Annotated in this window: 22 protein-coding genes, 3 tRNA genes and 2 pseudogenes; 15 read left to right on the top strand and 12 right to left on the bottom strand. The window is 64.5% G+C overall.

Translation table 11 applies throughout. The features are described 5' to 3' along the window. Positions 1–17: 17 nt before the first annotated feature. The 3 genes from ACA097_RS17580 to ACA097_RS17570 form a co-directional block, all read right to left on the bottom strand. Positions 18–93: transfer RNA gene (locus ACA097_RS17580), tRNA-Lys, on the bottom strand. A 6-nt stretch (positions 94–99) separates the two neighbouring features. Continuing rightward, positions 100–176 (bottom strand) — tRNA-Pro (locus tag ACA097_RS17575). Between the two features lie 9 nt (positions 177–185). Continuing rightward, positions 186–261: transfer RNA gene (locus tag ACA097_RS17570), tRNA-Asn, on the bottom strand. Between the two features lie 211 nt (positions 262–472). On the opposite strand from ACA097_RS17570, the gene ACA097_RS17565 reads away from it, so the two are divergent. The 3 genes and pseudogenes from ACA097_RS17565 (at position 473) to ACA097_RS17555 (ending at position 4,644) form a co-directional block, all read left to right on the top strand. Beyond that, positions 473–2,824 carry a DUF1631 domain-containing protein gene (locus ACA097_RS17565; protein WP_371364824.1) on the top strand — a complete coding sequence of 784 codons (2,352 nt, stop codon included), beginning with the start codon at positions 473–475 and terminating at the stop codon, positions 2,822–2,824. Positions 2,825–2,827: 3 nt separating this feature from the next. Next, complete coding sequence (locus ACA097_RS17560) at positions 2,828–3,160, top strand: PilZ domain-containing protein (protein WP_371364821.1); 333 nt, start codon at positions 2,828–2,830, stop codon at positions 3,158–3,160. Between the two features lie 70 nt (positions 3,161–3,230). Further along, positions 3,231–4,644: pseudogene (locus tag ACA097_RS17555) on the top strand (IS1182 family transposase). 108 nt (positions 4,645–4,752) lie between these two features. Here ACA097_RS17555 and erpA read toward each other — a convergent pair. From erpA to ACA097_RS17540, 3 genes are all read right to left on the bottom strand, one after another. After that, positions 4,753–5,103: an iron-sulfur cluster insertion protein ErpA gene (gene erpA, locus ACA097_RS17550; protein WP_043254994.1), complete on the bottom strand. Its 351-nt coding sequence runs from the start codon at positions 5,101–5,103 to the stop codon at positions 4,753–4,755. A 155-nt stretch (positions 5,104–5,258) separates the two neighbouring features. Then, entirely contained in the window at positions 5,259–6,293 is a 1,035-nt protein-coding gene (gene argC / locus ACA097_RS17545; protein WP_371364818.1) for an N-acetyl-gamma-glutamyl-phosphate reductase, read from the bottom strand. A 77-nt stretch (positions 6,294–6,370) separates the two neighbouring features. Continuing rightward, on the bottom strand, positions 6,371–7,774 hold the full coding sequence (locus ACA097_RS17540; protein ID WP_371364815.1) for a chloride channel protein: 1,404 nt from the start codon (positions 7,772–7,774) through the stop codon (positions 6,371–6,373). A gap of 184 nt (positions 7,775–7,958) precedes the next feature. On the opposite strand from ACA097_RS17540, the gene hemJ reads away from it, so the two are divergent. The 6 genes from hemJ to coq7 all read left to right on the top strand — a co-directional run bounded on the left by hemJ (position 7,959) and on the right by coq7 (position 12,548). Continuing rightward, entirely contained in the window at positions 7,959–8,381 is a 423-nt protein-coding gene (gene hemJ, locus ACA097_RS17535) for a protoporphyrinogen oxidase HemJ (RefSeq protein ID WP_197539286.1), read from the top strand. A 21-nt stretch (positions 8,382–8,402) separates the two neighbouring features. Then, on the top strand, positions 8,403–9,371 hold the full coding sequence (locus ACA097_RS17530; protein ID WP_043255003.1) for a nitronate monooxygenase family protein: 969 nt from the start codon (positions 8,403–8,405) through the stop codon (positions 9,369–9,371). A gap of 101 nt (positions 9,372–9,472) precedes the next feature. After that, positions 9,473–10,549 (top strand): DUF805 domain-containing protein, encoded by a 1,077-nt coding sequence (locus tag ACA097_RS17525; protein ID WP_371364812.1) that lies wholly within the window; start codon positions 9,473–9,475, stop codon positions 10,547–10,549. Between the two features lie 64 nt (positions 10,550–10,613). After that, positions 10,614–11,402 (top strand): SDR family NAD(P)-dependent oxidoreductase, encoded by a 789-nt coding sequence (locus ACA097_RS17520; RefSeq protein ID WP_371364809.1) that lies wholly within the window; start codon positions 10,614–10,616, stop codon positions 11,400–11,402. A 58-nt stretch (positions 11,403–11,460) separates the two neighbouring features. Then, positions 11,461–11,799: a histidine triad nucleotide-binding protein gene (locus ACA097_RS17515; protein WP_043255013.1), complete on the top strand. Its 339-nt coding sequence runs from the start codon at positions 11,461–11,463 to the stop codon at positions 11,797–11,799. Positions 11,800–11,900: 101 nt separating this feature from the next. Then, entirely contained in the window at positions 11,901–12,548 is a 648-nt protein-coding gene (coq7, locus tag ACA097_RS17510) for a 2-polyprenyl-3-methyl-6-methoxy-1,4-benzoquinone monooxygenase (protein ID WP_043255014.1), read from the top strand. 56 nt (positions 12,549–12,604) lie between these two features. Here coq7 and speD read toward each other — a convergent pair whose 3' ends face one another. Next, complete coding sequence (gene speD / locus ACA097_RS17505) at positions 12,605–13,399, bottom strand: adenosylmethionine decarboxylase (RefSeq protein ID WP_371364806.1); 795 nt, start codon at positions 13,397–13,399, stop codon at positions 12,605–12,607. Between the two features lie 216 nt (positions 13,400–13,615). After that, positions 13,616–14,038 (bottom strand): OsmC family protein, encoded by a 423-nt coding sequence (locus ACA097_RS17500; RefSeq protein ID WP_015475289.1) that lies wholly within the window; start codon positions 14,036–14,038, stop codon positions 13,616–13,618. A 366-nt stretch (positions 14,039–14,404) separates the two neighbouring features. Between ACA097_RS17500 and crp the strand changes: the two genes are divergently transcribed. Both crp and ACA097_RS17490 read left to right on the top strand, forming a co-directional pair. Then, on the top strand, positions 14,405–15,052 hold the full coding sequence (crp, locus tag ACA097_RS17495; RefSeq protein WP_160288305.1) for a cAMP-activated global transcriptional regulator CRP: 648 nt from the start codon (positions 14,405–14,407) through the stop codon (positions 15,050–15,052). A gap of 106 nt (positions 15,053–15,158) precedes the next feature. Continuing rightward, a pseudogene (locus ACA097_RS17490) lies at positions 15,159–16,266 on the top strand (transposase). 106 nt (positions 16,267–16,372) lie between these two features. Here the strand turns inward: ACA097_RS17490 and clpB are convergent. The 3 genes from clpB to rluD all read right to left on the bottom strand — a co-directional run bounded on the left by clpB (position 16,373) and on the right by rluD (position 20,802). Then, positions 16,373–18,937, bottom strand: coding sequence for an ATP-dependent chaperone ClpB (clpB, locus tag ACA097_RS17485; protein ID WP_043255022.1), 2,565 nt, complete (start codon positions 18,935–18,937; stop codon positions 16,373–16,375). A 180-nt stretch (positions 18,938–19,117) separates the two neighbouring features. After that, complete coding sequence (gene pgeF / locus ACA097_RS17480; RefSeq protein ID WP_371364803.1) at positions 19,118–19,846, bottom strand: peptidoglycan editing factor PgeF; 729 nt, start codon at positions 19,844–19,846, stop codon at positions 19,118–19,120. After that, on the bottom strand, positions 19,843–20,802 hold the full coding sequence (gene rluD, locus ACA097_RS17475; protein WP_043255025.1) for a 23S rRNA pseudouridine(1911/1915/1917) synthase RluD: 960 nt from the start codon (positions 20,800–20,802) through the stop codon (positions 19,843–19,845). The genes pgeF and rluD overlap by 4 nt, the downstream gene beginning before the upstream one ends. A gap of 147 nt (positions 20,803–20,949) precedes the next feature. On the opposite strand from rluD, the gene ACA097_RS17470 reads away from it, so the two are divergent. The 4 genes from ACA097_RS17470 (at position 20,950) to ACA097_RS17455 (ending at position 25,275) form a co-directional block, all read left to right on the top strand. Then, positions 20,950–21,966: an outer membrane protein assembly factor BamD gene (locus tag ACA097_RS17470; protein WP_043255027.1), complete on the top strand. Its 1,017-nt coding sequence runs from the start codon at positions 20,950–20,952 to the stop codon at positions 21,964–21,966. 142 nt (positions 21,967–22,108) lie between these two features. Beyond that, entirely contained in the window at positions 22,109–22,339 is a 231-nt protein-coding gene (locus ACA097_RS17465) for a PP0621 family protein (RefSeq protein ID WP_043255028.1), read from the top strand. Beyond that, the gene (locus ACA097_RS17460) at positions 22,332–23,921 is read left to right on the top strand and encodes a PAS domain-containing sensor histidine kinase (RefSeq protein ID WP_371364800.1); all 1,590 of its coding nucleotides are present in this window, start codon (positions 22,332–22,334) and stop codon (positions 23,919–23,921) included. Before ACA097_RS17465 ends, ACA097_RS17460 begins: the two co-directional genes overlap by 8 nt. Positions 23,922–23,937: 16 nt before the next feature. After that, a complete protein-coding gene (locus ACA097_RS17455; RefSeq protein WP_043255030.1) occupies positions 23,938–25,275 on the top strand; it encodes a sigma-54 dependent transcriptional regulator in 1,338 nt (445 codons plus the stop codon). A 110-nt stretch (positions 25,276–25,385) separates the two neighbouring features. On the opposite strand, the gene thiO is transcribed toward ACA097_RS17455, so the two are convergent. Further along, positions 25,386–26,495 (bottom strand): glycine oxidase ThiO, encoded by a 1,110-nt coding sequence (gene thiO / locus ACA097_RS17450; protein ID WP_371364798.1) that lies wholly within the window; start codon positions 26,493–26,495, stop codon positions 25,386–25,388. Positions 26,496–26,518 lie beyond the last annotated feature (23 nt).

The raw sequence follows: 26,518 nt of genomic DNA, 5'->3' as shown, positions 1-26,518 counted from the left end.
AGCAAGCGACTTGAAGATGGTGGGTCGTGTAGGATTCGAACCTACGACCAATTGGTTAAAAGCCAACTGCTCTACCGACTGAGCTAACGACCCGGAATATGGTCGGGGTAGGGGGATTCGAACTCCCGACATCTTGCTCCCAAAGCAAGCGCGCTACCGGACTGCGCTATACCCCGTTTGAAAGTTGGCTCCGCGACCTGGACTCGAACCAGGGACCCAATGATTAACAGTCATTTGCTCTACCGACTGAGCTATCGCGGAACGACAAGCCTTTCAATCTCTTCTACAGTTCCGGCTGCGCCGTTTCCCGTATCAGAGGCGCGCCATTTTACGGTTATCGAGAGGACTGTCAACCCTCTGATCCAAAAAAGTTTTTCTTCTTTTGCAGGCGCCCGCGCCGATTGCTATATGTGCTTAAAACTAAAGTGACCTCCGCCTCCCCGCGAAGGAAGGTTCACGGACAGGATCGCCCATGAGCGTCAAGGACAACCCGCCTACCTCCACTGTCGCCAGCCGCGCCATACAGCCTCGCTTCGGCGAGCTGATCCAGGCATGCCGGCAACTGACGATGAACCACCTGGCAGAACTGCTGGGTGCGGTCTTCGCACAGGTAGACGACACCCTCTTCGAGTGCGCCGAGAAAGCCGAGAACAATCAGGTCCAGAGCCTGTTCTTCGAAAGCATGCGCGAAATCCGCCGTCAGCGGCCGGCACTCGAACGCCAGTACCACCAGCGATTCGCCAAGGGCCTCAGCGACTTCATGCAGGGCACCCTGCCACCCAAGCGGCCGCTGGAGGAACTGGATGTCGACCAGCTGACCCTGGTCGGCAACGAGGAATATGAAGAGGCGCTGCTGATCACCAACATGGTCAACCAGGTCAAGGCACAGTGCGCGCAGTCGCTGTTCGCCCTGGAGCAGCGCCTCGCCCTGGTGAACAACGGCAGCAAGCTGGCCGAAGACAGCAACCCCTTCGGCCCCCTGGCCATTGCCCAGGCATTTCGCGACACCCTGGCCGAGAGCCCATTCTCGCTACGCATCAAGACCGTGCTCTATATGCTCTTCGATCAGCAGGTCATGCGTAACCTGGCGCCGCTCTACGAACGCCTGAACCATCGCCTCACCGAGGCCGGCATCCTGCCCAACCTGAAATTCCGTGCGCAGCAGAGTCCGCGCGCAACGCCTCGGCCGGCCGCCCAGCCCAGCGAAAGCGGCGCAGCGCCGGCGGCAGCGTCCGCCACCGCGCCTGCCGGAAGCGCTGGCACAGGTTCAAGTACAGCCGCGCCAGCCGGAATCCCGACACTCACCGATACGGTGTCCGACCCGCACGACACCTCGCCCCGTCCACCCGGCAACCCGCAAACCCTATACGGCGGCCTCGCCGCCCTACTCGCCGAACATCGCCGGCAAGGCGTGCAGACCCTCGGCAGCAGCCAGAGCATTGCCAGCTTCAACCCGCGCTCGGCAACCCGAACCTACAGCGCCGACGAACTGCTGGAAGCCCTGAACCGCCTGCAGCGCATTTCCGCCCAGGACCTCGCCCAGCGCCTGCGACAGCCACAGGCGGTGCAGCAGGTGAAGACCGACCTGCACCAACAGCTGGAGGCCGCCAGCGCGCGCCCCGGACAGAATCGGCTGACCGACCAGGAAGCCGATGTCATCGACCTGGTGGGCATGGTCTTCGACTTCATCCTCGACGACGAAAGCCTGCCCGACAGCTGCAAGACCACCCTCTCCCACCTGCACACGCCTTATCTGAAGGTCGCGCTGCAGGACAAGGCGCTGTTTACCCAGCACCACCACCCGGCGCGGCGCCTGCTCAACGCCATGGCCCAGGCCGGTTCGCTGTACAGCGGCGAAGGCGAGGAACGCGGGTTGCTCGCCAAGATGCATTGGGTAGTCGAACGCGTTATCCAGGACTTCGTCGGCGACCTGCGCCTGTTCGACGAGCTGCTGACCGACTTCAACGAATTCGTCGCCAACATCCGCCAAAAAGCCGAACTGCGCGAAAGACGCGCCATGGAGGCGGCCCGCGGACGCGACCGCCTGCTGGGCGCACGCGAGCAGGCGCTGGAAGTGGTGGCCAAGGCCGTACAGGGGCGCGAGCTGCCGCAGCTGATCCGCAACTTCCTGGAGCTGAGCTGGAGCGACGCCCTGACCTTCATCCTCCTGCGCAACGGCGAGGACAGCGATGAGTGGCGGCGTGCCGGCGAAGTTGCCGAACAGTTGGCCTGGAGCGCCACACCGCTGGACAACGCCGGCCGCGAGCGCCTGCAAACCCTGCGCGTACCGCTGCTGGAAGACCTGCGCAAAGGCCTGGAGGTACTCGGTGGCTATCACGAGGACGGCATCCGCCGCCTGCTGCAGGACATAGTCGCCTGCCAGCACGCCGTACAGGCACAGCAACCGCAAATCGCCAACAGTCTCTGCCCAGACCTGCCGGAAAGCCCGCTGGGCGCCATGCTCGACGGCGAAGGCGAGATCGAACGGCATGCCGAGCAGCTGCTTTCCGAGCGCGGCAAGACGTTGCTCGAAGAGCTGCGCAAGGTCGAGTTCGGTACCTGGTTCGAATTCAGCGACAGCCAGCCGGCACGTCGCCTGAAACTCTCGTGGTTCAGCCCCACGACCCGCAACTACATGTTCGTCGACCATCTCGGCCAACGGGTCGCGGTCAAATCCATCGGCCAGTTGGCCCTGGAAATGGAGCAGGGCAAGGTCCGCCTGCTCGGTCCCGACAGCCAGGACGCACCGCTGGTGGACCGGGCCCTCAACGCCATCTATCGCATGTTGCAGCGCTTTGCCGGGCGCAACCAATCCAAGGAGTAAGCGATGGAAGAACGTCGCCAGCATCAACGGCGCCGCACCGATCTGACCGTGGAAGTCTACGACCGCAACAGCGGGCGTTGCCTCGGCCGCCTGGCCGATCTTTCCAGCGATGGCTTCATGCTCTGCGGCGCGCAGGTTCCAGCCGCCGACTCGGTGCTCGAGTTCAGGCTCGTGCCTTTACCGCCGCTGCACGAAACCGGGGAAATCCATCTCGGCGCCGACTGCCTGTGGAGCCGTGGCGGCCAGGAAGGGCAACTGGGCTGGGCTGGGTTCCACATCATCGACATTGCCGAGGACCAGGCCGCTGCGCTGGAGGAGCTGATCTCGCACCTCTGACTGTTCCTACAGGCCTCCAGAAATGAAAAAGCCCCGCATCACAGACTGTGTGAAAACCTAGCCGTCTTTTATGGGCTATATCCGCGGTGAAGGGCGTGATCAGGGCAGCTTGTTTCCAGTGTCGCTGGATGAGTTGGTTCCCGAAGAACATCTGGTCCGCGTGATCGAGGCCTACGTGGCGCGGTTGGATCTGCAGCGACTGGGCTTCAGCAAGGCACAGGCGAGCCGGACGGGGCGCCCGGCCTATGATCCGGCCGACCTGCTCATGCTGTACCTGTATGGCTACTTCCAGCGAATTCGCTCCTCGCGCCGACTGGAAGCCGAATGTCAGCGCAATGTCGAAGTGATGTGGCTGCTGGGCCGACTGGCGCCGGACTTCAAGACCATTGCCGATTTCCGCAAGGACAATGGCGCGGCGTTTCAGGCGAGCTGTCGTGCAGCTCTGCCGCCAGGTCGGGTTGCTCGGTGGTCAGTTGGTCGCCATCGATGGCAGCAAATTCCAGGCGGTGGCTTCGCGGCGCAAGCACCTGAGCCTGGCGCGACTCAAGCGTCAGCAAGCCCGACTGGAGGCCGAGATAGCCCGCTATCTGAGCGACCTGGATGAAGCCGACCGCGCCGAAGCGGGCGATGGGGTCGACCGGAGTGCCGTGAAGACTGCGCTGGAGCAGTTGCAGGCTCAACACGCGGACAACCTGACCTGCCCGGTACTGATGCAGGCCCAAGGGCTTGAACAACTCGTGATCGGCGAGCCCGATGCCCAGTTGATGCGTACCCACCAGGGCGCACGGGTCGCCTACAACGTGCAAAGTGCCGTCGATGACAAGCATTGCTTGGTGCTGCACCACGAGGTGACCCAGGATGGCAATGACACTCGCCAACTGCAGCCGATGGCCGAAGCCGCCCAAGCGGTTCTGGAGCAGGCGCAACTGACGGTCACGGCGGACGCCGGTTACTCCAATGGCGAGCAATTCCAGGCGTGCGAGGATGCGGGCATCACGGCGTATGTACCGCCGAACCGTGGCGTCAACAACCAAGGCAATGGCACGGCGCTGTTCGATCGCAGCGCCTTTACCTACGACGTGGAGCACGACCGCTATCAGTGCCCGGCAGGCCAGTGGCTCCCGCTCAAACAGGTACGCAGCACAGAGAAGATTTATGCGATCGCCGGCGACTGCCGCGCTTGCCCTCTGAAGACGCGGTGCACGAATAGTCAGCGTCGCCATCTCAGCCGTCATGCCCATGAGTCAGCGTTCAAGCGCATGCAGCAACGCCTGAAGGCCCGGCCGGAGATGATGGCCAGGCGCCGATCCATCGTCGAGCACCCTTTCGGCAACTTGAAACAGTGGATATTCGGCAACGGCCGCTTCCTGCTGCGGCAGTTGGCAGGCGCCAGGACAGAGATGGCCCTGGCCGCGCAGGCCTACAACCTCAAACGCGCGATTCAGGTGCTCGGCGCGCGTCGCCTGATTGAGCTGATGGGATGAACCCTCAGAAAAGCAAACGCCCCGAACCAGTCGGGGCGCTTGCTTAGCCTTGCTCACAGCGTGTTTTCACACAGCCTGAGATGCGCGGCGTTTTCGTATCAGGTGCAATCAGATCGAGAACGACTGGCCACACCCGCAGGTGGTGGCGGCGTTCGGGTTCTTGATCACGAAGCGCGAGCCTTCCAGACCTTCCTGGTAGTCCACTTCGGAACCGGCCAGGTACTGGAAGCTCATCGGGTCGACCACCAGGCTGACACCATCGCGCTCGACCACGGTGTCATCGTCCGCGGTGTCTTCGTCGAAGGTGAAGCCGTACTGGAAGCCCGAGCAACCGCCGCCGGTGACGAATACGCGCAGTTTCAGGCGCGGGTTGCCTTCTTCGTCAATCAGCGTCTTCACCTTGTTTGCGGCCCCGTTGGAGAAGATCAGGGGAGTGGGGGTGAAGGTCTCGATGGTCATGTCAGATGTCTCCCGGCCGAAGCCGTACGTTACAACATTGCCGGCTATTATCCGCTTACCCGAGAAAAATGGTCAACTTAGCCGGATCATCCTTCAGCCTAATGGCGAGCCTGGGGATGAATCGGGCTCCCGCGCAGGGAGCCCGGAAGCGCCACTCAGGGCAGCAGCGCGACGTTGGACAGCCCCATGCGCTCGTCCAGGCCGAACAGGATGTTCATGTTCTGGATCGCCTGGCCGGACGCGCCCTTGACCAGGTTGTCGATCACCGAAAGAACCACCACCAGATCGCCGCCCTGCGGACGGTGCACTGCGATGCGGCAGACGTTGGCGCCACGCACGCTACGGGTTTCCGGATGGCTGCCGGCCGGCATCACGTCGACGAAGGGCTCGTTGGCGTAGCGCTCTTCGAAGAGTTTCTGCAGATCCACGCTGCGATCGGCGACGTGCGCGTACAGGGTCGCGTGAATACCGCGGATCATCGGGGTCAGGTGCGGCACGAAGGTCAGGCCGACATCGCCCTTGGCGGCGCGGCGCAGCCCTTGGCTGATCTCCGGCAGGTGGCGGTGCCCCTTCACCGAGTAGGCCATCATGCTTTCGCCGGCCTCGCAGAACAGCGAGCCGACCTTGGCACCACGACCAGCACCGCTCACCCCGGACTTGCAGTCGGCGATCAGGCGCGAGGTATCGGCCAGGCCTGCCTCCAGCAGCGGGATCAGACCCAGTTGGGTAGCGGTCGGATAGCAGCCCGGAACAGCGATCAGGCGGGCCGACTTGATGCCCTCGCGGTTCACTTCCGGCAGGCCGTAGACCGCCTCGGGCAGCAGTTCAGGCGCGCCGTGTGGCTGGCCGTACCACTTGGCCCACTCGTCGGCGTCCTGCAGGCGGAAATCGGCAGACAGGTCGATGACCCGGGTGCCGGTGGCCAGCAACTCACCGGCCAGGGCATGGGCAACGCCGTGCGGGGTGGCGAAGAAGACCACGTCGCAAGCACCCAGGCGCTTGGCGTCCGGCACGCTGAAGGCCAGACCGTCGTAGTGGCCTCGCAGGTTCGGGTACATGTCGGCGACTTTCACGCCCTCTTCGGAGCGCGAGGTAATCACCTCGACGCGAGCCTCTGGATGCTGTGCCAGCAGACGCAGCAGTTCCACGCCCGTATAACCCGTACCACCTACGATACCGACCTTGATCATCTATCCGTCACTCCACCTTATGGGGACCACTCAGAGCGGCCAATGATAAGAGCGTGGGCCACGCCTGAACAGGCTGTTCAGGCCGATGCGGCGGGCCGTTTGGCGGAGGGCAGGCTCTCGAGGAGCTGACGTGCCAGGGCGTGGTAGATCGGAACGGGGCTGATCTGCCGGGATATTGCGCTGGCCAGCAACGTGGCGGCGAGAATGGGCATGAGCATGTCCGGGCTGTGCGAGAGCTCGATGGTGATCACGCTTGCGGTCAGCGGCGTGCGCGTGACACCGGCGAGATAGGCGGACATGCCTAGCAATCCCACTGCCGGCAAGCTTGCGCCGGGGATCAGCGATGTCAACCAGGGCGCCAGGCTCGCGCCGACGGTCAGCGAGGGCGAGAACAGCCCGCCGGGAATGCCGGCGACGAAGGACACCACGTTGGCCAGGAACTTCCACAGCAGGAAGTCGTACCCGACCGTAGGATGCCCTTCGAGGATCGAGCGGGTCTCGGCATAGCCAGTACCGAAGATGTGCTGCCCTGAAAGCAGACCCAACGCTGCGAGCAGCAGACCGCAAGCGGCGGCAAAGCGCACGGGCCAGCGTCCGCGCCAGCGCGCGACGAAGCTCAGCGGGCCGCTCTTGGCCGGCAGGATCAGCCGACAGTAGGCGCCGCCCAGAATGCCGCCGAGCACGCCGCAGGCGACCACCGCGATCCACGCCGGGCCGAATGGCATGGTCTCGGAAAGCGCACCGAAGTAGCTGTAGCTCCCCATCAGACCGAGGGTAACCACGCCGCCGAGCAGCACCGCGGTGAGCAGCAGGCCGCTGAAACGCTGCTCGAACGTCTTGCTCAGCTCCTCGATGGCGAACACCACGCCGCCCAACGGGGTATTGAACGCTGCCGCGATCCCCGCCGCGCCACCAGCGAGGATCAGTCCGGACACGGTGCGCTTGTCGTACAGACCGAGACGGCGCCCGAAGGAGTACATCAGCGCGGCGCCGATATGCACGGTCGGGCCTTCGCGACCGGCCGAAGCACCTACCAGCAGCGCGCCAAGCGTCAACACCAGCTTGCCAAGGGCGATGCGCAGCGACAGCAGCCTGTTGCGTGTACGACTGCTGCGTACAGTGAGAGCAACAATGGTCTGAGGAATCCCCGAGCCTCGGGTGTCCTTCAGCGCGCCCTGGGTTATCCAGGCCAAAGCGGCGAACCCCGCGGGGCATAGCAGCCAGGGCCACCACTGGCTATGCGCAACCACGCCACGGAACGTCGCGCTGGCAAGATCGGCAAGGAAGGCAAAGGCCAACGCCACCAAGCCAACCAGCACGGCACCGATCCAGAACGCGACGTTCTGGCGCCAGGGGCGTACCACGGGATGTCGGCGCCAACGGCGGAAAAGGCTGCGCCGGCGGACGGGTGAAGCGGCGTTCTCACCGGATGCTTCGGGATGAGCCGGTGTAGGGTCGGAAGCGGGTGTAGGGTCGGACATGAGGCCAGTCCGGGCATCTGCCGGATGCCCAACGGCACGCCCGTGTGCAGAACGGACATGGCGGGGAATGGATGGTCAGCAGTGTAACCGCCCTTCACACATAGGCAGGCGGGTTTCCGGGGATGACGCTGCCCCGGTGGGGCCACTACTATCACTGCTTCCCCGGCCCAAGGAGTCGTCAATGCTGTACCTGTGGATAAAGGCCTTCCATCTCATCGCGGTGATCTGTTGGTTCGCCGGCCTGTTCTACCTGCCGCGCCTGTTCGTCTACCACGCCATGAGCGAGGACCAGGCCAGCCGCGAGCGCTTCAGTGTGATGGAGCGCAAGCTCTATCGCGGCATCATGGGGCCCTCGATGATTCTCACCATCCTGTTCGGCGCCTGGATGCTCTACCTGAACCCGGCGTGGCTGAGCCAGGGCTGGCTGCATGCCAAGCTGACCCTGGTGGTCCTGCTGATCGGCTATCACCACGCCTGCGGCGCCATGCTCAAGCGCTTCGCCCGCGGCGAGAACAAGCGCAGCCACGTGTTCTACCGCTGGTTCAACGAAGTCCCTGTGATCTTCCTGCTGGCGATCGTCATTCTCGTGGTGATCAAACCTTTCTGAAGCCCCGTCCAGGAGCCCGTCATGTCCCTGCCTGCCCTGCTCGACCGTCGTCTGCGCCTTCCCCTGGTGGCGGCGCCCATGTTCCTGGTGTCCAACCCGCAACTGGTGCTGGCCTGCTGCCGCAGCGGCATCGTCGGCAGCTTTCCGGCGCTGAACCAGCGCGAGAGCAGCGGCTTCAAGGCCTGGCTGGAGGAGATCGAGGCTGGCCTGGCCGGCGATGCGCAGGCCGCACCCTATGCGGTCAACCTCATTGTCCACCACAGCAACCCGCGGCTGCAGGCTGACCTCGCCCTGTGCGTCGAACATCGCGTACCCATCGTCATCACTAGTCTGGGCGCGGTGCGTGAAGTGGTGGATGCCGTGCACAGCTACGGCGGCCTGGTATTCCATGACGTGACCACCCGCCGCCACGCCGAGAAGGCCGCCGAGGCCGGCGTCGACGGGCTGATCGCTGTGGCCGCAGGCGCCGGTGGGCATGCCGGCACCTGGAGCCCCTTCGCGCTGATCGCGGAGATCCGCCAGTTCTTCGACAAGACCCTGCTGCTGGCCGGCTGCATAAACCATGGCCACGAGATTCTCGCCGCGCAGACGCTCGGCGCCGATCTCGCCTACCTCGGCACGCGCTTCATCGCCACGCGCGAGAGCAATGCCTCCACGCCCTACAAGCAGATGCTGCTGGAAGCGCGCGCCGCCGACATCATCCACACCCCGGCCGTTTCCGGCGTACCGGCCAGCTTCATGCGCCAGAGCCTGGAGGCCGCCGGCTTCGACATGGCGCGCCTGAACGACAAGGGCGAGCTCAACTACGGCGAGAAGCTCAAACCGGTGAACGACGAGGCCAAGGCCTGGAAGACCGTGTGGTCCGCCGGCCAGGGCGTCGGCAACATCAAGGACCTGCCGTCCGTCGACGAACTGGTGGCGCGCCTGGATCGCGAGTACCGCGACGCCCTGCAGCGCAGCAACGCCCTGATCGGCACACTGCGCCCCTGAGACGCGTCGCAAATCGGCGGTAGCTGGCTTGTTGCCGCCATCGCCGCCGATTAGGCTTCATCCAGCGTCAGTAACCGGCCAACCGACAAGGATGCCCCTCGATGGACGACCCGCGTTTCAAGATTGTGTTCGACGGTGCGGTAATGCCCTCCACGCCCCTGGAGACCGTCAAGGAAAACCTCGCTCGCCTGTTCAAGAGCGATGTCTCGCGCATAGAAGCCCTGTTCAGTGGACAGTTGGTGGTGCTCAAGCGCGGCCTGTCCGCGGACGAAGCGGACAAGTACCTGAGCGCGCTGCATGGCGCAGGCGCCAACGCACGCAAGGAAGCGGACGGGCTGAGCGGACTGACGCTGGTGGAAACGGACGATCACCCCAGCGATGAGACTCTGGCCGCACGTGCCACAGGCCAGGCCGCGAGCAACGACAGCATGGTTTGCCCGAAGTGTGGCCACGAGCAGGCCAAGTCCAGCGAGTGCAGCGCCTGCGGCATCATCATCGACAAATACCTCGCGCGTCAGGCAGAACTCGCGGCAATCCAGCCCGCCACCCCGGCAGCCAGCTCTGCTCCGGCGCAGTCGCCGTACACGCCACCGCAAGCCCAAGTTGGCGAGAGCCTGCCGGAGTTCGGCGAGCTCAAGTACTTCACAGCGCAAGGGCGCATCGGCCGGGTGCGCTACCTGGGCTGGAGCATGGGGCTGATCCTCGCGCTGATTCCGCTTTTCGCCGTGATCGCCGGTCTCGCCTCGATTGCCGCTCCGGTGGGAATGCTGCTTGGCGTTGCCGTCTGCGTTGGCATGGTGGTGGCGAGCGTTTTCTTCGGTGTGCAGCGCCTGCACGATATCGGCTGGTCCGGCTGGCTCTGGCTGGTCAACTTCGTGCCGCTGGTAGGTAGCGTGTTCGCCCTGCTGATGCTGCTGCTTCCCGGCACCGCCGGCGCCAACCGCTATGGCCCGCCGCCACCGCCGAACAGCCGTGGCGTATTGCTGCTGGCCTGGGGCAGTGTGCTGCTGCCGTTCCTTATCGGCATTGGCGCTGCCGTCTCCATTCCGGCCTACCAGGACTATGTGAAGCGCGCCCACGACGCAGCTTCCTATAGTCAGAACCAGAGCGCCGATCCAGCAGCCACTGCCGGTGACGAACAAGACTCCGGCGACGCCTCGGAGTCGGACAGCGAGTAACCTCCGCGATAGCTCGCACGCATGGGGCGCGCTAGAATCCGCGCCCCATTCCGGAGACCCGTTCATGCCACGCTATGCCTTGATCACCGGCGCCTCCAGCGGCATCGGCCTCGCCCTCGCCGAGGCCCTGGCGCGTAACGGCCAGGCACTGATCCTGGTGGCGCGCCAGCGTGACGCCCTGGAAAGCATCGCTTGCGAACTGTCCCAGCGCTTCGGCGTGGACGTGCTGTTCCGCATCTGCAACCTCGCCGAACCGCTGCAGCTATCAGGCCTTCTGCACGAACTGGAGCAGAGCGGCCGGCAGATCGAGCTACTGGTGAACAATGCCGGCTTCGGCAGCAGCGGCGCCTTCATCGACCAGCCCTGGACGCAGGAGCAGGAGATGATCGAGCTCAACGTGCTGGCCCTGGCGCGCCTGTGCCACGCCATCGGCGGGCAGATGGCGCGCAATGGCGGCGGGCAGATACTCAACGTCGCGTCAGTCGTCGGCTTCATGCCGGGCCCCTGGATGAGCAACTACTACGCGACCAAGGCCTATGTACTGCATTTCTCCGAAGCGCTGCGCAATGAACTCAAGCCGCGGGGCGTGAAGGTGTCGGTGCTCTGCCCCGGGCCGACCCGCACCGCCTTTTTCCGCACCGCCAATGTCCGCCTCGGCCGCCTTGAAGGCAGCAAGCTGATGATGAGCCCCGAGGAACTGGCGCAACTGGCGGTCAGGGCGCTGCGCAAGAACAAGGCGATCATCGTGCCCGGCTGGCGCAATCGCCTGATGACCTTGAGCCCGCGCCTGGCTCCGCGCTGGCTGGTGCGCCTGATTGCCGGTCGCCTGAACCGCTCGGTGTTGCCGGGCTAACACGCACTCTGCCAGCCGCTAAACTCAGCCCGCCATGTCCCTGACAGGAGGAAGTACTGTGGACTGCCTGTTCTGCAAGATTGTCGCGGGGCAAATCCCCGCGCGCAAACTCTACGAAGATGACCAACTGATCGCCTTCCACGACATTGGCCCGCAAGCGCCAGTGCACTTCCTGGTGGTGCCGAAGAAGCACATCGCCACGCTCAACGACCTGACCGAGGCCGACAAGCCGCTGGCCGGGCACATTCTCTTCACCGCCCAGCGCCTGGCTGCCGAACAGGGCTGCGAGGAAGGCTTCCGCGTGGTGATGAACTGCAACGACCTCGGCGGGCAGACCGTGCACCACATCCACATGCACGTCCTCGGTCAGCGCCAGATGCACTGGCCGCCGGGCTAAGCGCTTGCGCCACGACGGGGTGGCCCGGCGCCATCCCGTCGCAAGACCTGTCATCCACATTCCGCTAGAATGGCCGCCGAATGTTCTTCCGGAGGTGCGCCATGTCCGCCGACCGTCACTACTCTCCCGCCGACCGTATCCTGCTGCAGGCCGATGCCGCGCTACGCACCCTGCTGCCGTTCAGCGGTCACCCTGCACGGCCCTCGCCGGCCATCGTGCAGCCCGATGTCGAGCTCAACGAAGACGACAGCCGCCACGTTGCCGGGCTGATGCGTATCAATCACACCGGCGAGGTCTGCGCCCAGGCGCTGTACCAGGGCCAGGCGCTGACCGCCAAGCTGCCGCAGGTGCGCAAGTCCATGGAAGCCGCCGCCGACGAGGAGGTCGACCACCTCGCCTGGTGCGAGCAACGCATCCGCGAGCTGGGCAGCCGCCCGAGCCTGCTCAACCCGCTGTTCTATGGTCTGTCGTTCGGCGTCGGCGCCGCTGCCGGCCTGATCAGCGATCGCATCAGCCTGGGCTTCGTCGCCGCCACCGAAGACCAGGTGTGCAAGCACCTGGACCAGCACCTGGCCGAACTGCCTGCCGAGGACCAGAAGAGCCGCGCCATCCTCGAACAGATGCGCGTCGATGAAGAGCAGCATGCCAGCAGCGCCCTGGATGCCGGTGGCGTGCGCTTCCCGGCGCCGATCAAGTTCGGCATGACGCTGCTGTCCAAGGTCATGACCAAGACCACCTACCGGATCTGATCCGACAACGAAAAAGGGCGCCCGAAGGCGCCCTTTTCATGTCCGAGGATCGGCGATCAACGCGGCATGTTGCGGCCGTAGAAGATTTCCAGCATCTCGTGACGGACCCGCTCCTCGACCTGCTTGCGCTGCTCGGGAGAGAGGCTGCTCGTGGCGTCACCGAACAGGTAGTTGTCCAGGTCGAACTGCTTGAGCAGCATCTTGGTGTGGAACATGTTCTCCTGGTAAACGTTCACGTCGGTCATCTGGTAGGACTCGTACGTGTCGTCGGAGAGGTAGTTCTGGATCGAGTTGATCTCGTGGTCGATGAAGTGCTTCTTGCCTTCCACGTCACGGGTGAAGCCGCGCACGCGGTAGTCCACGGTGACGATGTCCGAGTCGAACTGGTGGATCAGGTAGTTCAGCGCTTTCAGCGGCGAGATCACCCCGCAGGTGGAAACATCGATGTCCACGCGGAAGGTCGCGATACCTTCCACCGGATGGATCTCCGGGTAGGTGTGCACGGTGATGTGGCTCTTGTCCAGGTGCGCCAGGATGGTCTCAGGCAGCGGCCCGGGCGACTCCTCGATCTGGCTTTCGGTCGGGGTGACCGGTTGCTCGGAGATCAGGATGGTCACGCTGGCGCCTTGCGGGTCGTAGTCCTGACGGGCGATGTTCAGGATATTGGCGCCGATGATGTCGACAACATCAGTGAGGATCTGGGTCAGACGCTCCGCATCGTACTCTTCGTCGATGTACTGCACGTAGGCCTGTTGGTCCTCCGGCGTCTCGGCGTAGCAGATGTCGTAGATGTTGAAGCTCAAGGTCTTCGTCAGGTTGTTGAACCCGTGGAGCTTGAGTTTGCTTTTCACCGTGGAAACTCTCTTCAATGCGGCTCCGCCGCGTGGTTGAGCATGCCCGTCAGGCGCATAAGGCGCACCTGCGTAGGACGGTTTACACCTCTTCGCGTTGGCGATTGTGGTTGTCTGATTTGGGGCTTGGCCCCGAAAAAGGTGGCGCATTATGCAGAGGACGACTGCCCTCCGCCAGAGTTTGCGCCACCGGCGTGATGATCGGATGACCGGGCATCAGCCCAGTTCGACGATCTCGTAGTCGTGGGTGATCTCGACGCCCGCGCGGCCGAGCATGATCGAGGCCGAGCAGTACTTCTCCGCCGAGAGCTCGACGGCGCGCTTGACCTGCGCCTCCTTGAGGCCGCGGCCCTTCACTACGAAATGCACGTGGATCTTGGTGAAGACCTTGGGGTCCTCGTCGGCACGCTCGGCTTCGAGGAAGGCCTCGCAGCTTTCAACCGGCTGGCGGCCCTTCTTGAGGATGCTGACCACGTCGAAGTTGGTGCAGCCGCCCAGGCCGAGCAGCAGCATCTCCATCGGGCGCACGCCCAGGTTGCGACCGCCGGCGTCCGGCGGACCGTCCATCACCACCACGTGGCCGCTACCGGATTCACCGAGGAACATGGCCTCGCCAGCCCATTGAATGCGCGCTTTCATCGAAAGAATTCCGCCGGAAAAAAGGGCGCACAGATTAACACAGGGCCCGGTAGCCCATGACCGTGTTACCCACTTCTCAAATTGAAACGTCAGTACAGCATTTATCTATTATGCTGGCGCCAGTTAACTGGCACACTCGTCAGACCTTTCTGACATCCTGGCCAGCTTCGGATTGTCGGCATTCAAACACCTGATTAAGCTCTAGCCCTTTGGCGTAGGAGCTCTGCGGTAGAAAACGGCAACGCATCGGATACGACGAACAGGGGAGTCGTCGAGCCAGTACGCTGGGTTGCCAGGGATGCTTCATAAGAAATCGAAAAATCACCTGTCGCGCACAGGACCATTCTTATAATTCGGGACCCGGGCATGGTAGCTATTACCCTTTCACCCAAACCAAAGAACCTCGACAAGCTGCTCGCGCACTGTCACCGCCGCCGCTACACACCCAAGAGCACCATCATCTACGCGGGCGACCGCTGTGAAAGCCTGTTCTTCATCATCAAGGGTTCGGTCACCGTGCTCATCGAGGACGACGACGGCCGCGAGATGATCATCGGCTACCTGAACAGCGGCGACTTCTTCGGCGAGATGGGCCTGTTCGAGAAGGAAGGCAGCACCGCCCAGGAGCGCAGCGCCTGGGTGCGCGCGAAGGGTGAGTGTGAAGTCGCGGAGATCAGCTACGCCAAGTTCCGCGAGATCTGCCTGCAGGACCCGGAGATTCTCATCACTCTCGGCAGCCAGATGGCCGAGCGCCTGCGCAAGACGACCCGCAAGGTCGGCGACCTGGCTTTCCTCGACGTCACCGGGCGGGTCGCCCGCACCCTGCTGGACCTCTGCCAGCAGCCGGACGCCATGACCCACCCCGACGGCATGCAGATCAAGATCACCCGCCAGGAGATCGGCCGCATCGTCGGCTGCTCGCGGGAAATGGTCGGCCGTGTGCTCAAGAGCCTGGAGGAACAAGGGCTGGTGCACGTGAAGGGCAAGACCATGGTGGTCTTCGGCACCCGCTGAACCCCGCCAACGAAAAAGCCCGGCAGATCAGACCGTGTGAAAACCTAGCCGTCTGAGCACAAGCCAAAGACAATGCCCGTATCGATCAATACGGGCATTGTCGTTCATGGGCTATATCCGCGGTGAAGGGCGTGATCAGGGCAGCTTGTTTCCAGTGTCGCTGGATGAGTGGGTTCCCGATGAACATCTGGTCCGCGTGATCAAGGCCTACGTGGCGCGGCTGGATCTGCAGCGACTGGGCTTCGCGGCGCAAGCACCTGAGCCTGGCGCGGCTCAAGCGTCAGCAAGCCAAGCTGGAGGCCGAAATAGCCCGCTATCTGAGCGACCTGGATGAAACCGACCGCGCCGAAGCGGGCGATGGGGTCGACCGGAGTGCCGTGAAGACTGCGCTGGAGCAGTTGCAGGCTCAACACGCGGACAACCTGACTTGTCAGGTACTGATGCAGGCCCAAGGGCTTGAACAACTCGTGATCGGCGAGCCCGATGCCCAGTTGATGCGAACTCACCAGGGCGCGCGGGTCGCCTACAACGTGCAGAGCGCGGTCGATGACAAGCACTGCCTGGTCCTGCACCACGAGGTGACCCAGGACGGCAATGACACGCGCCAACTGCAGCCGATGGCCGAAGCCGCCCAAGCGGTTCTGGAGCAGGCGCAACTGACGGTCACGGCGGACGCCGGTTACTCCAATGGCGAGCAATTCCAGGCGTGCGAGGATGCGGGCATCACGGCGTATGTACCGCCGAACCGTGGCGTTAACAATCACGGCAATGGCACGGCACTGTTCGACCGCAGCGCCTTCACCTACGACGCGGAGCACGACCGCTATCAGTGCCCGGCAGGCCAGTGGCTCCCGCTCAAGCAGGTACGCAGCACAGAGAGGATTTATGCGATCGTCGGCGACTGCAGCGCTTGCCCTTTGAAGGCGCGCTGCACGAATAGCCAGCGTCGCCATCTCAGCCGTCATGCCCATGAGTCAGCTTTCGAGCGCATGCAGCAACGCCTGAAGGCCCGGCCGGAGATGATGGCCAGGCGCCGATCCATCGTCGAGCACCCTTTCGGCAACTTGAAACAGTGGGTATTCGGCAACGGCCGCTTCCTGCTACGGCAGTTAGCGGGTGCCAGGACAGATATGGCCCTGGCCGTGCAGACCTACAACCTCGAGCGCGCGATCCAGGTACTCGGCGCTCGGCGCCTGATCGAGCTGATGGGCTGAGCCCTCAGAAAAGCAAACGCCCCGAACCAGTCGGGGCGTTTGATTAGCCTTGCTCACAGCGTGTTTTCACACAGCCTGATCAGCGGGGCTTTTTCATGGGCCGGGATCAGGCGAAGACGATCTCGTCGTTTTCCACCTTGGCGTGGATCTTCGCGCCGGGGAGGAACTTGCCGGCGAGGATCAGTTGCGCCAGCGGGTTCTCGATCCAGCGCTGGATTGCGCGCTTGAGCGGACGGGCGCCATACACCGGGTCGAAGCCGACGGCGATCAGCTTGTCCATCGCCTCGCTGCTTAGTTCCAGGCTCAGCTCGCGCTCGGCCAGGCGCTTGCGCAGGCGGCCCATCTGGATTTCGGCGATACCGGCGATCTGCTCGCGGGCCAGCGGCTCGAACACCACCACCTCGTCGATCCGGTTGATGAACTCCGGGCGGAAGTGCGAGTTCACTGCATCCATCACCGCCGCGTGCTGCGCCTCGCGGTCGCCGACCAGCTCCTGGATCTGCGCCGAACCGAGGTTGGAGGTCATCACCACCACGGTGTTGCGGAAGTCCACGGTACGGCCGTGGCTGTCGGTCAGACGGCCATCTTCCAGCACCTGCAGGAGAATGTTGAAAACGTCCGGATGGGCTTTCTCAACCTCGTCCAGCAGCACCACCGAGTACGGCTTGCGACGCACAGCCTCGGTCAGGTAGCCGCCCTCTTCATAGCCGACGTATCCCGGCGGGGCACCGATCAGGCGAGCCACCGAGTGCTTCTCCATGAACTCCGACATATCGATGCGCACCAGCGCCTCTTCGGTGTCGAAGAGGAACTCGGCCAGCGCCTTGCACAGCTCGGTCTTGCCCACCCCGGTCGGGCCGAGGAAGAGGAAGGAACCGCTCGGCCGGTTCGGGTCGGCCAGGCCAGCACGGGAACGGCGCACGGCGTTCGCCACGGCGACTACAGCCTCGTGCTGGCCGATGACGCGCTTGTGCAGCTCGTCTTCCATGCGCAGCAGCTTCTCGCGCTCGCCTTCGAGCATCTTCGACACCGGGATGCCGGTCCACTTGGACACGACCTCGGCGATCTCCTCGTCGGTCACCTTGTTGCGCAGCAGCTGGTTCTCCGGCTTGCCGTGCTGGTCGACCATCTGCAGGCTGCGCTCCAGGTCCGGGATCACCCCGTACTGCAGCTCGGCCATGCGGTTGAGGTCGCCCTTGCGACGGGCCGCCTCGAGTTCGGTTCGAGCCTGCTCGATCTTCTGCTGGATCTGCGCCGAGCCTTGCACCTCGGCCTTCTCCGACTTCCAGATTTCTTCCAGGTCGGCGTATTCGCGCTCGAGCTTGGTGATCTCTTCTTCGAGCTTGGCGAGGCGCTTCTTGGTGGCCTCGTCGTCCTCTTTCTTCAGTGCTTCGCGCTCGATCTTCAGCTGGATCAGGCGGCGATCCAGGCGATCGAGCTCTTCCGGCTTGGAGTCGATCTCCATGCGGATGCGGCTGGCCGCCTCGTCGATCAGGTCGATGGCCTTGTCCGGCAGCTGGCGGTCGGTGATGTAGCGGTGCGACAGCTTGGCCGCGGCGATGATGGCGCCGTCGGTGATGGTCACACCGTGGTGCACTTCATAGCGCTCTTTCAGGCCACGGAGGATGGCGATGGTGTCTTCCTCGCTCGGCTCGTCGACCAGCACTTTCTGGAAGCGCCGCTCCAACGCCGCGTCCTTCTCGATGTACTGGCGATACTCATCCAGGGTCGTGGCGCCAACGCAGTGCAGCTCGCCGCGAGCCAGGGCCGGCTTGAGCATGTTGCCGGCGTCCATGGCGCCTTCGGCCTTGCCGGCGCCAACCATGGTGTGCAGTTCGTCGATGAACAGGATGATCCGGCCTTCCTGCTTGGACAGCTCGTTGAGCACAGCCTTCAGGCGCTCCTCGAACTCGCCGCGGAACTTGGCGCCGGCGATCAGCGCGCCCATGTCCAGCGCCAGCAGGCGCTTGTCCTTCAGGCCGTCGGGCACTTCGCCGTTGATGATGCGCTGGGCCAGGCCTTCGACAATAGCGGTCTTGCCGACGCCGGGCTCGCCGATCAACACAGGGTTGTTCTTGGTGCGCCGTTGCAGGACCTGGATGGTCCGGCGGATCTCGTCGTCACGGCCGATCACCGGGTCGAGCTTGCCCTCTTCGGCGCGCTTGGTCATGTCGACGGTGTACTTGTCCAACGCCTGGCGCGATTCCTCGGCATTGGGGTCGTTGACCGCCTCGCCGCCGCGCAGGTTGTTCACGGCGTTTTCCAGAGCCTTCTTCGACACCCCCTGGCCGAGCAGCAGCTTGCCGAGCTTGGAGTTGTCGTCCAGGGCGGCGAGCAGCACCAGTTCGCTGGAGATGAACTGGTCGCCCTTCTGCTGCGCCAGGCGGTCGGCCTGGTTGAGCAGGCGCGCCAGGTCCTGCGAGAGGTTCACGTCGCCAGTGGGGTTCTGGATCTTCGGCAGCGTATCCAGCTCTTTATTCATCGCGCTGCGCAGGGCCGGGATATCGAAGCCGACCTGCATCAGCAGGGGCTTGATGGAGCCGCCCTGCTGCTCGAGCAGGGCGGAAAGCAGGTGCACCGGCTCGATGGCCGGGTGATCGTGGCCAACGGCCAGGGACTGGGCATCGGAGAGCGCCAGTTGCAGCTTGCTGGTCAAGCGGTCGATTCGCATGGGGTATGTCCTTCCTTCTGAATAGCGGGTCGGAGCGATCGCTGCCCCTGGTGAAGAGAAACCCGCCGGGATGCCAGATAGATAAGGACAATTTTGGCCGCTTCAAGGCATTCGGCCATGACGCCGGTCAGTTCGTCCTACAGGTAGTTCCTACTTGTAGGAGCAAACGTGGCCTTGGGATCAATCCAGCCAGACCAGACTGGCCAGGCGACCGGTGCGCGAATTGCGCCTGTAGGAATAGAAGCGCTCGGTGTCGCTGAAGGTGCAGAAGCCGCCGCCATACACAGCCGTTACGCCGCGCGCGGCCAGGCGAATACGCGCCAGCTGGTAGATGTCGGCCATGAAGCGGCCGTCATTGCGACTGGGCACGAAGGCGACGTCGGTTTCAGCGTGTTCGGCAAGGAAGGCATCGCGCACTTCCGCCCCGACCTCGAAGGCTTGAGGGCCAATGGCCGGGCCGAGCCATACGAGCACTTCCTCGGGCGCAACTGCCAGCTTGTCGAGCGTTGCCTCCAGCACGCCACCGACCAGCCCGCGCCAGCCGGCATGGGCTGCGGCCACGCGGGTTCCGGCGCGATCGCAGAACAGCGCGGGGAGGCAGTCTGCGGTCAGCACAGCGCAAGCGATGCCTGGAGTCGCGCTCCAGCTGGCATCGGCCGTCATGACCTGGGAAGGATCGGCCTCGACCACCTCGATGCCATGCACCTGGCTCAACCAGGCGGGCTGGCAACCGTGCGCGGCGACCAGACGCCGACGGTTCTCCGCCACAGCGGCCGGATCATCGCTGACATGGTCGCCAAGGTTGAGGCTGTCGAACGGCGCCTGGCTCACTCCACCGGCGCGGGTGCTGACGGTGGCGCGCACGTTGGCCGGCGCGGGCCAGTCCGGGGTGATCCAGGCAGCGTTCATACGAAGGATTCGGCGTCCTGGCGCAATAGGCTGAGCAGCCAGGTGAAGTCGTCCGGCAGCGGCGACTCCCACTTCATGCGTACGCCGCTGGCCGGGTGATCGAGCTCCAGGAAGCGCGCGTGCAGGGCCTGACGTGGGAAATCACGCAGCGACTCGACCAGGGTCGGGCTCGCGCCCGGCGGAATGCGGAAGCGCCCGCCATAGACGGGGTCGCCCACCAGCGGGAAGCCGATGTGCGACATGTGCACGCGGATCTGGTGGGTGCGACCGGTCTCCAGCTTGACGCGGGTGTGCGTGTGCGAACGGAAGCGCTCCAGCACGCGGTAATGACTGATCGCCTGCTTGCCGGTCGGGACGACTGCCATCTTCTGGCGCATCACCCCGTGGCGGCTGATGGGCGCGTCGATCTTGCCGCCAGCGACGATCACGCCGACCACGATGGCCTCGTACACGCGGCTGACGCTGCGCGCCTGCAGCTGGGAAACCAGGTTGGTGTGGGCTTCCAGGGTCTTGGCGACCACCATCAGGCCGGTGGTGTCCTTGTCCAGACGGTGGACGATGCCGGCGCGCGGCACGTTGGCCAGCCCCGGCACGTGGTGCAGCAGCGCGTTCAGCAGGGTGCCGTCCTGGTGCCCGGCAGCCGGGTGCACGACCAGGCCGGCCGGCTTGTCGATCACCAGGATGTGCTCGTCCTCGTAGATGATGTCGAGCTCGATGTCCTGGGCCTTCCACTCACCCTGGGCCTCCAGCTCGACTTCCAGCGCCAGGCGCGAGCCCGCGTGGACGATGTCCTTGGGTCGCAGCACGGCGCCGTCGACCGTCAGCCGGCCGTCCTTGATCCAGCCGGAAAGGCGCGAGCGGGAGTGTTCGGGGAAAAGTTGTGCGGCGATCTGGTCGAGCCGTTGGCCGCCCAGATCGAACGGCACTTCGGCCGCCAGTTGGATGAGATCAGACATGTTGGGACGCGCTGGGCGCGCCACCTTTTGATAGGCGGCACGCTGTGGTTAAATACGGGGCCTTTGTCCCAGGGGGTACCCCTGGGGCGCCAATCATAACAGACGGATGCGGCCGCGACAGCCGACCGTCCAGGGACGCAAGCCGCCATGCAAGTGAAACACCTGCTGCTGATCGCCACCCTCGCCTTCGTCGGCGCGTGCTCGTCGAAAGGCGACAAGGTCGACGAGAACCTGAGCGAAACCCAGCTGTACCAGCAGGCGCAGGAAGACCTGAACAACAATAGCTACACCAACGCCACCAACAAGTTGAAGGCGCTTGAGTCCCGCTATCCGTTCGGCCGCTACGCCGAACAGGCTCAGTTGGAGCTGATCTACGCCAACTACAAGAACAACGAGCCGGAAGCCGCACGTTCGGCCGCAGAGCGCTTCATCCGCCTGCACCCGCAGCACCCCAACGTCGATTACGCCTACTACCTGAAGGGTCTGGCGTCCTTCGACCAGGACCGTGGCCTGCTGGCGCGCTTCCTGCCGCTGGACATGACCAAGCGTGACCCGGGCGCGGCGCGTGACTCCTTCAACGAGTTCGCCCAGCTCACCAGCCGCTACCCCAACAGCCGCTATGCCCCGGACGCCAAGGCGCGCATGGTCTACCTGCGCAACCTGCTGGCCGCCTACGAAGTGCACGTCGGCCACTACTACCTGAAGCGCAAGGCCTACGTAGCCGCCGCCAACCGTGGCCGCTACATCGTCGAGAACTTCCAGGAAACCCCGGCCGTCGGCGATGGCCTGGCAATCATGACCGAGGCCTACCAGCGCCTGGGCCTGAACGACCTGGCCGACAGCAGCCTGCAGACCCTGAAGCTCAACTACCCGGACAACCCCAGCCTGAAGGACGGCCAGTTCGTGCCCCGCGAGCGCGGCGACGACGACCGCAGCTGGCTGGCCAGGGCCACCCTGGGCCTGATCGACTCGCATACCGCGCCCTCCTCTGCCGTGGAAACCCAGGCGAGCAAGGACGTTGCCAAGCAGTACCAGGACGCCCTGCAGCAGATTCCGCCGGAACTGCAGCCGGAGAACCAGGGCAAGTCCACCGAGGCGCCAGACACCAGCGGCCGGAAGAAGCACTCCTGGATGCACTATGTGACCTTCGGCCTGGTCGACTGACCCATCCGAGGACACCGAAAGGGAGGCGCAAGCCTCCCTTTTTCGTTGCCGGGAGCACGATACGGGAAACCTGGCACGCGGGTGCTTGCCCGGCGTGCTGGCTTGGTTACACTGCGGCTCTTCCGAAAAGAAAGGGACCACCATGACCCGACTGCTGTTCTGGCTCATCCTGTTCGCCCTGGCCTGGTGGTTCTGGCGCAAGGCGACACGCCCGCAGCGGCCTGCGGCGAAGCCCCGGGACGAGCAAGCCGAGCCCATGGTGCGCTGCGCCCAGTGCGGCGTGCACGTGCCGCGTGCCCAGGCGCTGCAGAACGAACAGCGCTGGTACTGCAGCCAGGCCCACCTGCAACAGGATCAGACCCGACATGGCTAAGGCCATCCCGCTCAGCGGCCAGCAGGGGCAGCGCATCCTTCGCCTGTACCACCTGTACCGCCTGAGCATCGGCCTGGCGTTGGTGCTGCTGATTTCCAGCAACCTCGACAACCACATCCTGGCGCCCCGCGACATCGAGCTATTCCACATCGGCTGCTGGGGCTACCTGATCATCAATATCCTGATCGCCGTGCTGATGCCGTCGCCGCGCCAGCTGCTGCCGATCTTCTGCATAGCGCTGCTCGACATTCTCCTGCTCTGCGGCCTGTTCTTCGCCGCCGGCGGGGTGCCTAGCGGGGTCGGCAACCTGCTGGTGGTGGCCGTAGCTATCGCCAATATCCTGCTGCGCGGGCGCATCGGCCTGCTTATCGCCGCGGTCGCCGCGATCGGCATGATCTACCTGACCTTCTACCTGAGCCTCAGCCAACCGTCGGCGGTCAACCATTACCTGCAGGTCGGCGGCCTGGGCGCCTTGTGCTTCGCCGCTGCCCTGTTGCTACAGGGCCTGACCCGCCGCCAACAACTCAGCGACTCGCTCGCCGAGGAGCGCGCCACCACCGTGGCCAACCTGCAGGAGCTCAACGCACAGATCCTCCAGCGCATGCGTACCGGCATCCTGGTACTCGACAGCCAGCAGCGCATCCTGCTGGCCAACCAGAGTGCGCACAGCCTGCTGGCGGAGTCGGAACTCGCCGCGCGACGCCTCGCTACCTACAGCCAGGACCTGCTCGACAGCCTGCAGCAATGGTCGCAGAACCCCTCGCTGCGCCCACCCAGCATCCAGGCCCCGGACAGCGGCCCCACGCTGCAGCCGAGCTTCATTCCGCTGCGCCATGGCGAAGAGCAGCACACCCTGGTCTTCCTCGAAGACATCTCGCAGATCGCCCAGCAGGCACAACAACTCAAGCTTGCGGCGCTCGGCCGGCTAACTGCCGGGATCGCCCACGAAATCCGCAATCCGCTGGGCGCAATCAGCCATGCCGCACAACTGCTGCTCGAGTCCGAAGCGCTGGACGCTCCCGACCGCAGGCTGACGCAAATCATCCAGGACCAGTCGCGGCGCATGAACCTGGTAATCGAGAACGTCCTGCAACTGTCGCGGCGGCGCCAGGCGGAGCCGCAACTGCTCGACCTCAAGTACTGGCTGCAGCGTTTCAGCGACGAGTTGCGCGAAAGCCTGCGACCGGACCAGCAGATCCACGTGCAAATGGGCGAAGGCAGCATCCAGACGCGCATGGACCCGAACCAGCTCACGCAGGTGCTCGGCAATCTGGTGCAGAATGGCCTGCGCTACAGCGCCAAGCAGCACGGCAAGGGCCAGGTGTGGCTGAATCTGTTCCGCGACAGCGACAGCGACCTGCCCGTCCTCGAGGTGCTCGACGACGGTCCCGGCATAGCGGAGGAGCAGTTGGGCAAGCTGTTCGAGCCCTTCTTCACTACCGAGAGCAAGGGGACCGGCCTCGGCCTGTACATTTCCAGGGAACTGTGCGAAAGCAACCAGGCCCGCATCGACTTCAAGAACCGCGACGAGGGCGGTGGCTGCTTCCGCATCACCTTCGCCCACCCGCTCAAGCAAAGCTGAAAGAACGATAAAGACCATGAGCCGGCAAAAAGCCCTGATCGTCGACGATGAACCGGATATCCGCGAGCTGCTGGAGATCACCCTCGGCCGCATGAAGCTCGATACCCGCAGCGCCCGCAACATCAAGGAAGCGCGCGAGTACCTGGCCCGCGAACCCTTCGACCTGTGCCTGACCGACATGCGCCTGCCCGACGGCACCGGCATGGACCTGGTGCAGCACATCCAGCAGCGCCACCCACAGGTACCGGTGGCCATGATTACCGCCTTTGGCAGCCTGGATACCGCGGTCAACGCGCTCAAGGCCGGCGCCTTCGACTTCGTCACCAAGCCGGTCGACCTCGGCCGCCTGCGCGAACTGGTCGCCACCGCGTTGCGCCTGCGTTCGCCGAGCGCCGAAGAAGCACCGGTGGACAACCGCCTGCTCGGCGAGTCGCCGCCGATGAAGCAGATGCGCAACCAGATCGCCAAGCTCGCGCGCAGCCAGGCGCCGGTGTACATCAGCGGCGAATCGGGTAGCGGCAAGGAGTTGGTGGCACGGCTGATCCACGAACAAGGCCCACGCAGCGAAGTGGCCTTCGTCCCGGTCAACTGCGGCGCCATCCCGTCAGAGCTGATGGAAAGCGAGTTCTTCGGCCACAAGAAAGGCAGCTTCACCGGCGCCGTGGAAGACAAGCAGGGCCTGTTCCAGGCGGCCAACGGCGGCACCCTGTTCCTCGACGAAGTCGCCGACCTGCCGCTGCCGATGCAAGTCAAGCTGCTGCGCGCCATCCAGGAGAAGGCCGTACGCGCGGTCGGTGGCCAGCAGGAAGTGTCGGTCGACGTGCGCGTGCTCAGCGCGACACACAAGGACCTCGCTGCAGAAGTCGCCGCCGGGCGCTTCCGCCAGGACCTCTACTACCGCCTGAACGTCATCGAGCTGCGCGTGCCGCCGCTGCGCGAGCGCCGCGAGGATATTCCGCTGCTCACCGATCGCGTGCTGCAGCGCCTGGCCAGCGATAGCGGCCTGGCGCCGGCGAAGGTCAGCGCCGATGCGCTGGAAAAGCTGAAGAGCTACCGTTTCCCCGGCAACGTACGCGAACTGGAGAACATGCTCGAGCGCGCCTACACGCTGTGCGAGGACGACCTCATCCAGCCGCACGACCTGCGCTTCGCGGAAACCGCGAGTGGCGGCGAAAGCGGCGAAGCCAGCCTGGCGCAGATCGACAACCTCGAAGACTACCTGGAAGAGATCGAACGCAAGCTGATCATGCAGGCACTCGAGGAAACCCGCTGGAACCGCACTGCGGCCGCCCAGCGTCTGGGCCTGACCTTCCGCTCCATGCGCTACCGGCTGAAGAAGCTCGGTATCGATTGATCGCCGCCCTTCTGCAGGAGCGCGCTTGCTCGCGAACGCTTCTTCCGGCTGCTGCGCCATCGAGCCGGTTCGCCAGCAAGCTGGCTCCTACGACAAGAATTGCCCCAGCCTCAAACTAACGGCGTATCCACCAGCCGCCCTTCCGGCGCATAGGGCTGCGCCTCGATGATCGGCTCGCGCCGCTGCAGCAGATCCACCAGCAGCCGGCACGAAGCCGGCGCCAGCACCAATCCATTGCGGTAGTGCCCGGTGTTCAGCCACAGGCCGGGGTATTCCGGCACAGGCCCGATGAAGGGAATCCCCTGCGGAGAACCCGGCCGCAGCCCGGCCCAATGCAGCACGGGCGCTTGTCCAGCCAATGCCGGCAACAGCTCCTCCGCCGACGCGCGCAGGCTCGCGAGGGCATCTTCGGTCGGCGTCTTGTCGAACCCGGCATGCTCAAGCGTGCTGCCGATCAGGATGTGGCCGTCACGCCGGGGTATCGCGTAGCGCCCCTTGGCCAGCACCATGCTGGTGAGGAAGTCTTCCGCACACTTGTAGAGGATCATCTGCCCCTTCACCGGCACCACCGGGAGGGTCAGCCCCAGGCTGGCCAGCAGCTCTCCACTCCAGGCGCCGGCGGCCAGCACCGTAGTCTCCGCCCGCAGTTCGCCCTGAGCGGTGCGCACGCCGCGAACCGCCCCCTGCTCCTGGATGAACCCCAGCACCTCGCAATCCTCGCGAAGCTCGACCGCCGGCATGCGCAGCAGCGCCTCTCGGAGCGAACGCGCCAAGCGCGGATTGCGCACATTGGCCACGCCGGGCATGTGGATCGCACGCTGGAAACCGGGCCCCAGCGCCGGCACGGCGTCGTGCACGACAGAGATGTCCACTTCATCCAGCGGACGACCATTGGCGCGCGCCCAGGCCAGCGCTTCAGCCTGATCTTCGAGATCCAGCCAGTAGAGGCCGGTGACATGCACCTCCGGATCGATGCCGGTTGCCTCGAGCAACTGCTGCCCGAGCCCGGGGTAGAAATCCTGCGACCAATGCGCCAGGTTCGCCACTGCACTGCTGTAGCGCCAGGGGTACAGCGGCGAGACGATTCCTCCACCGGCCCAGGATGATTCCCGGCCCGTGGCACCGCGCTCGACCAGAGTCACCCGGCAGCCTTCCCGCGCCAGCGACCAGGCACTCAACAGACCGACGACTCCGCCACCGACAACCAGCACATCCGACATCGCGCGATACCTCGAAGCAAAGA

The sequence above is a fragment of the Pseudomonas sp. QL9 genome, from assembly GCF_041409665.1.
GTDB classification, from domain to species: domain Bacteria; phylum Pseudomonadota; class Gammaproteobacteria; order Pseudomonadales; family Pseudomonadaceae; genus Pseudomonas; species Pseudomonas knackmussii.
This window is presented reverse-complemented; position numbering and strand designations above follow the sequence as displayed.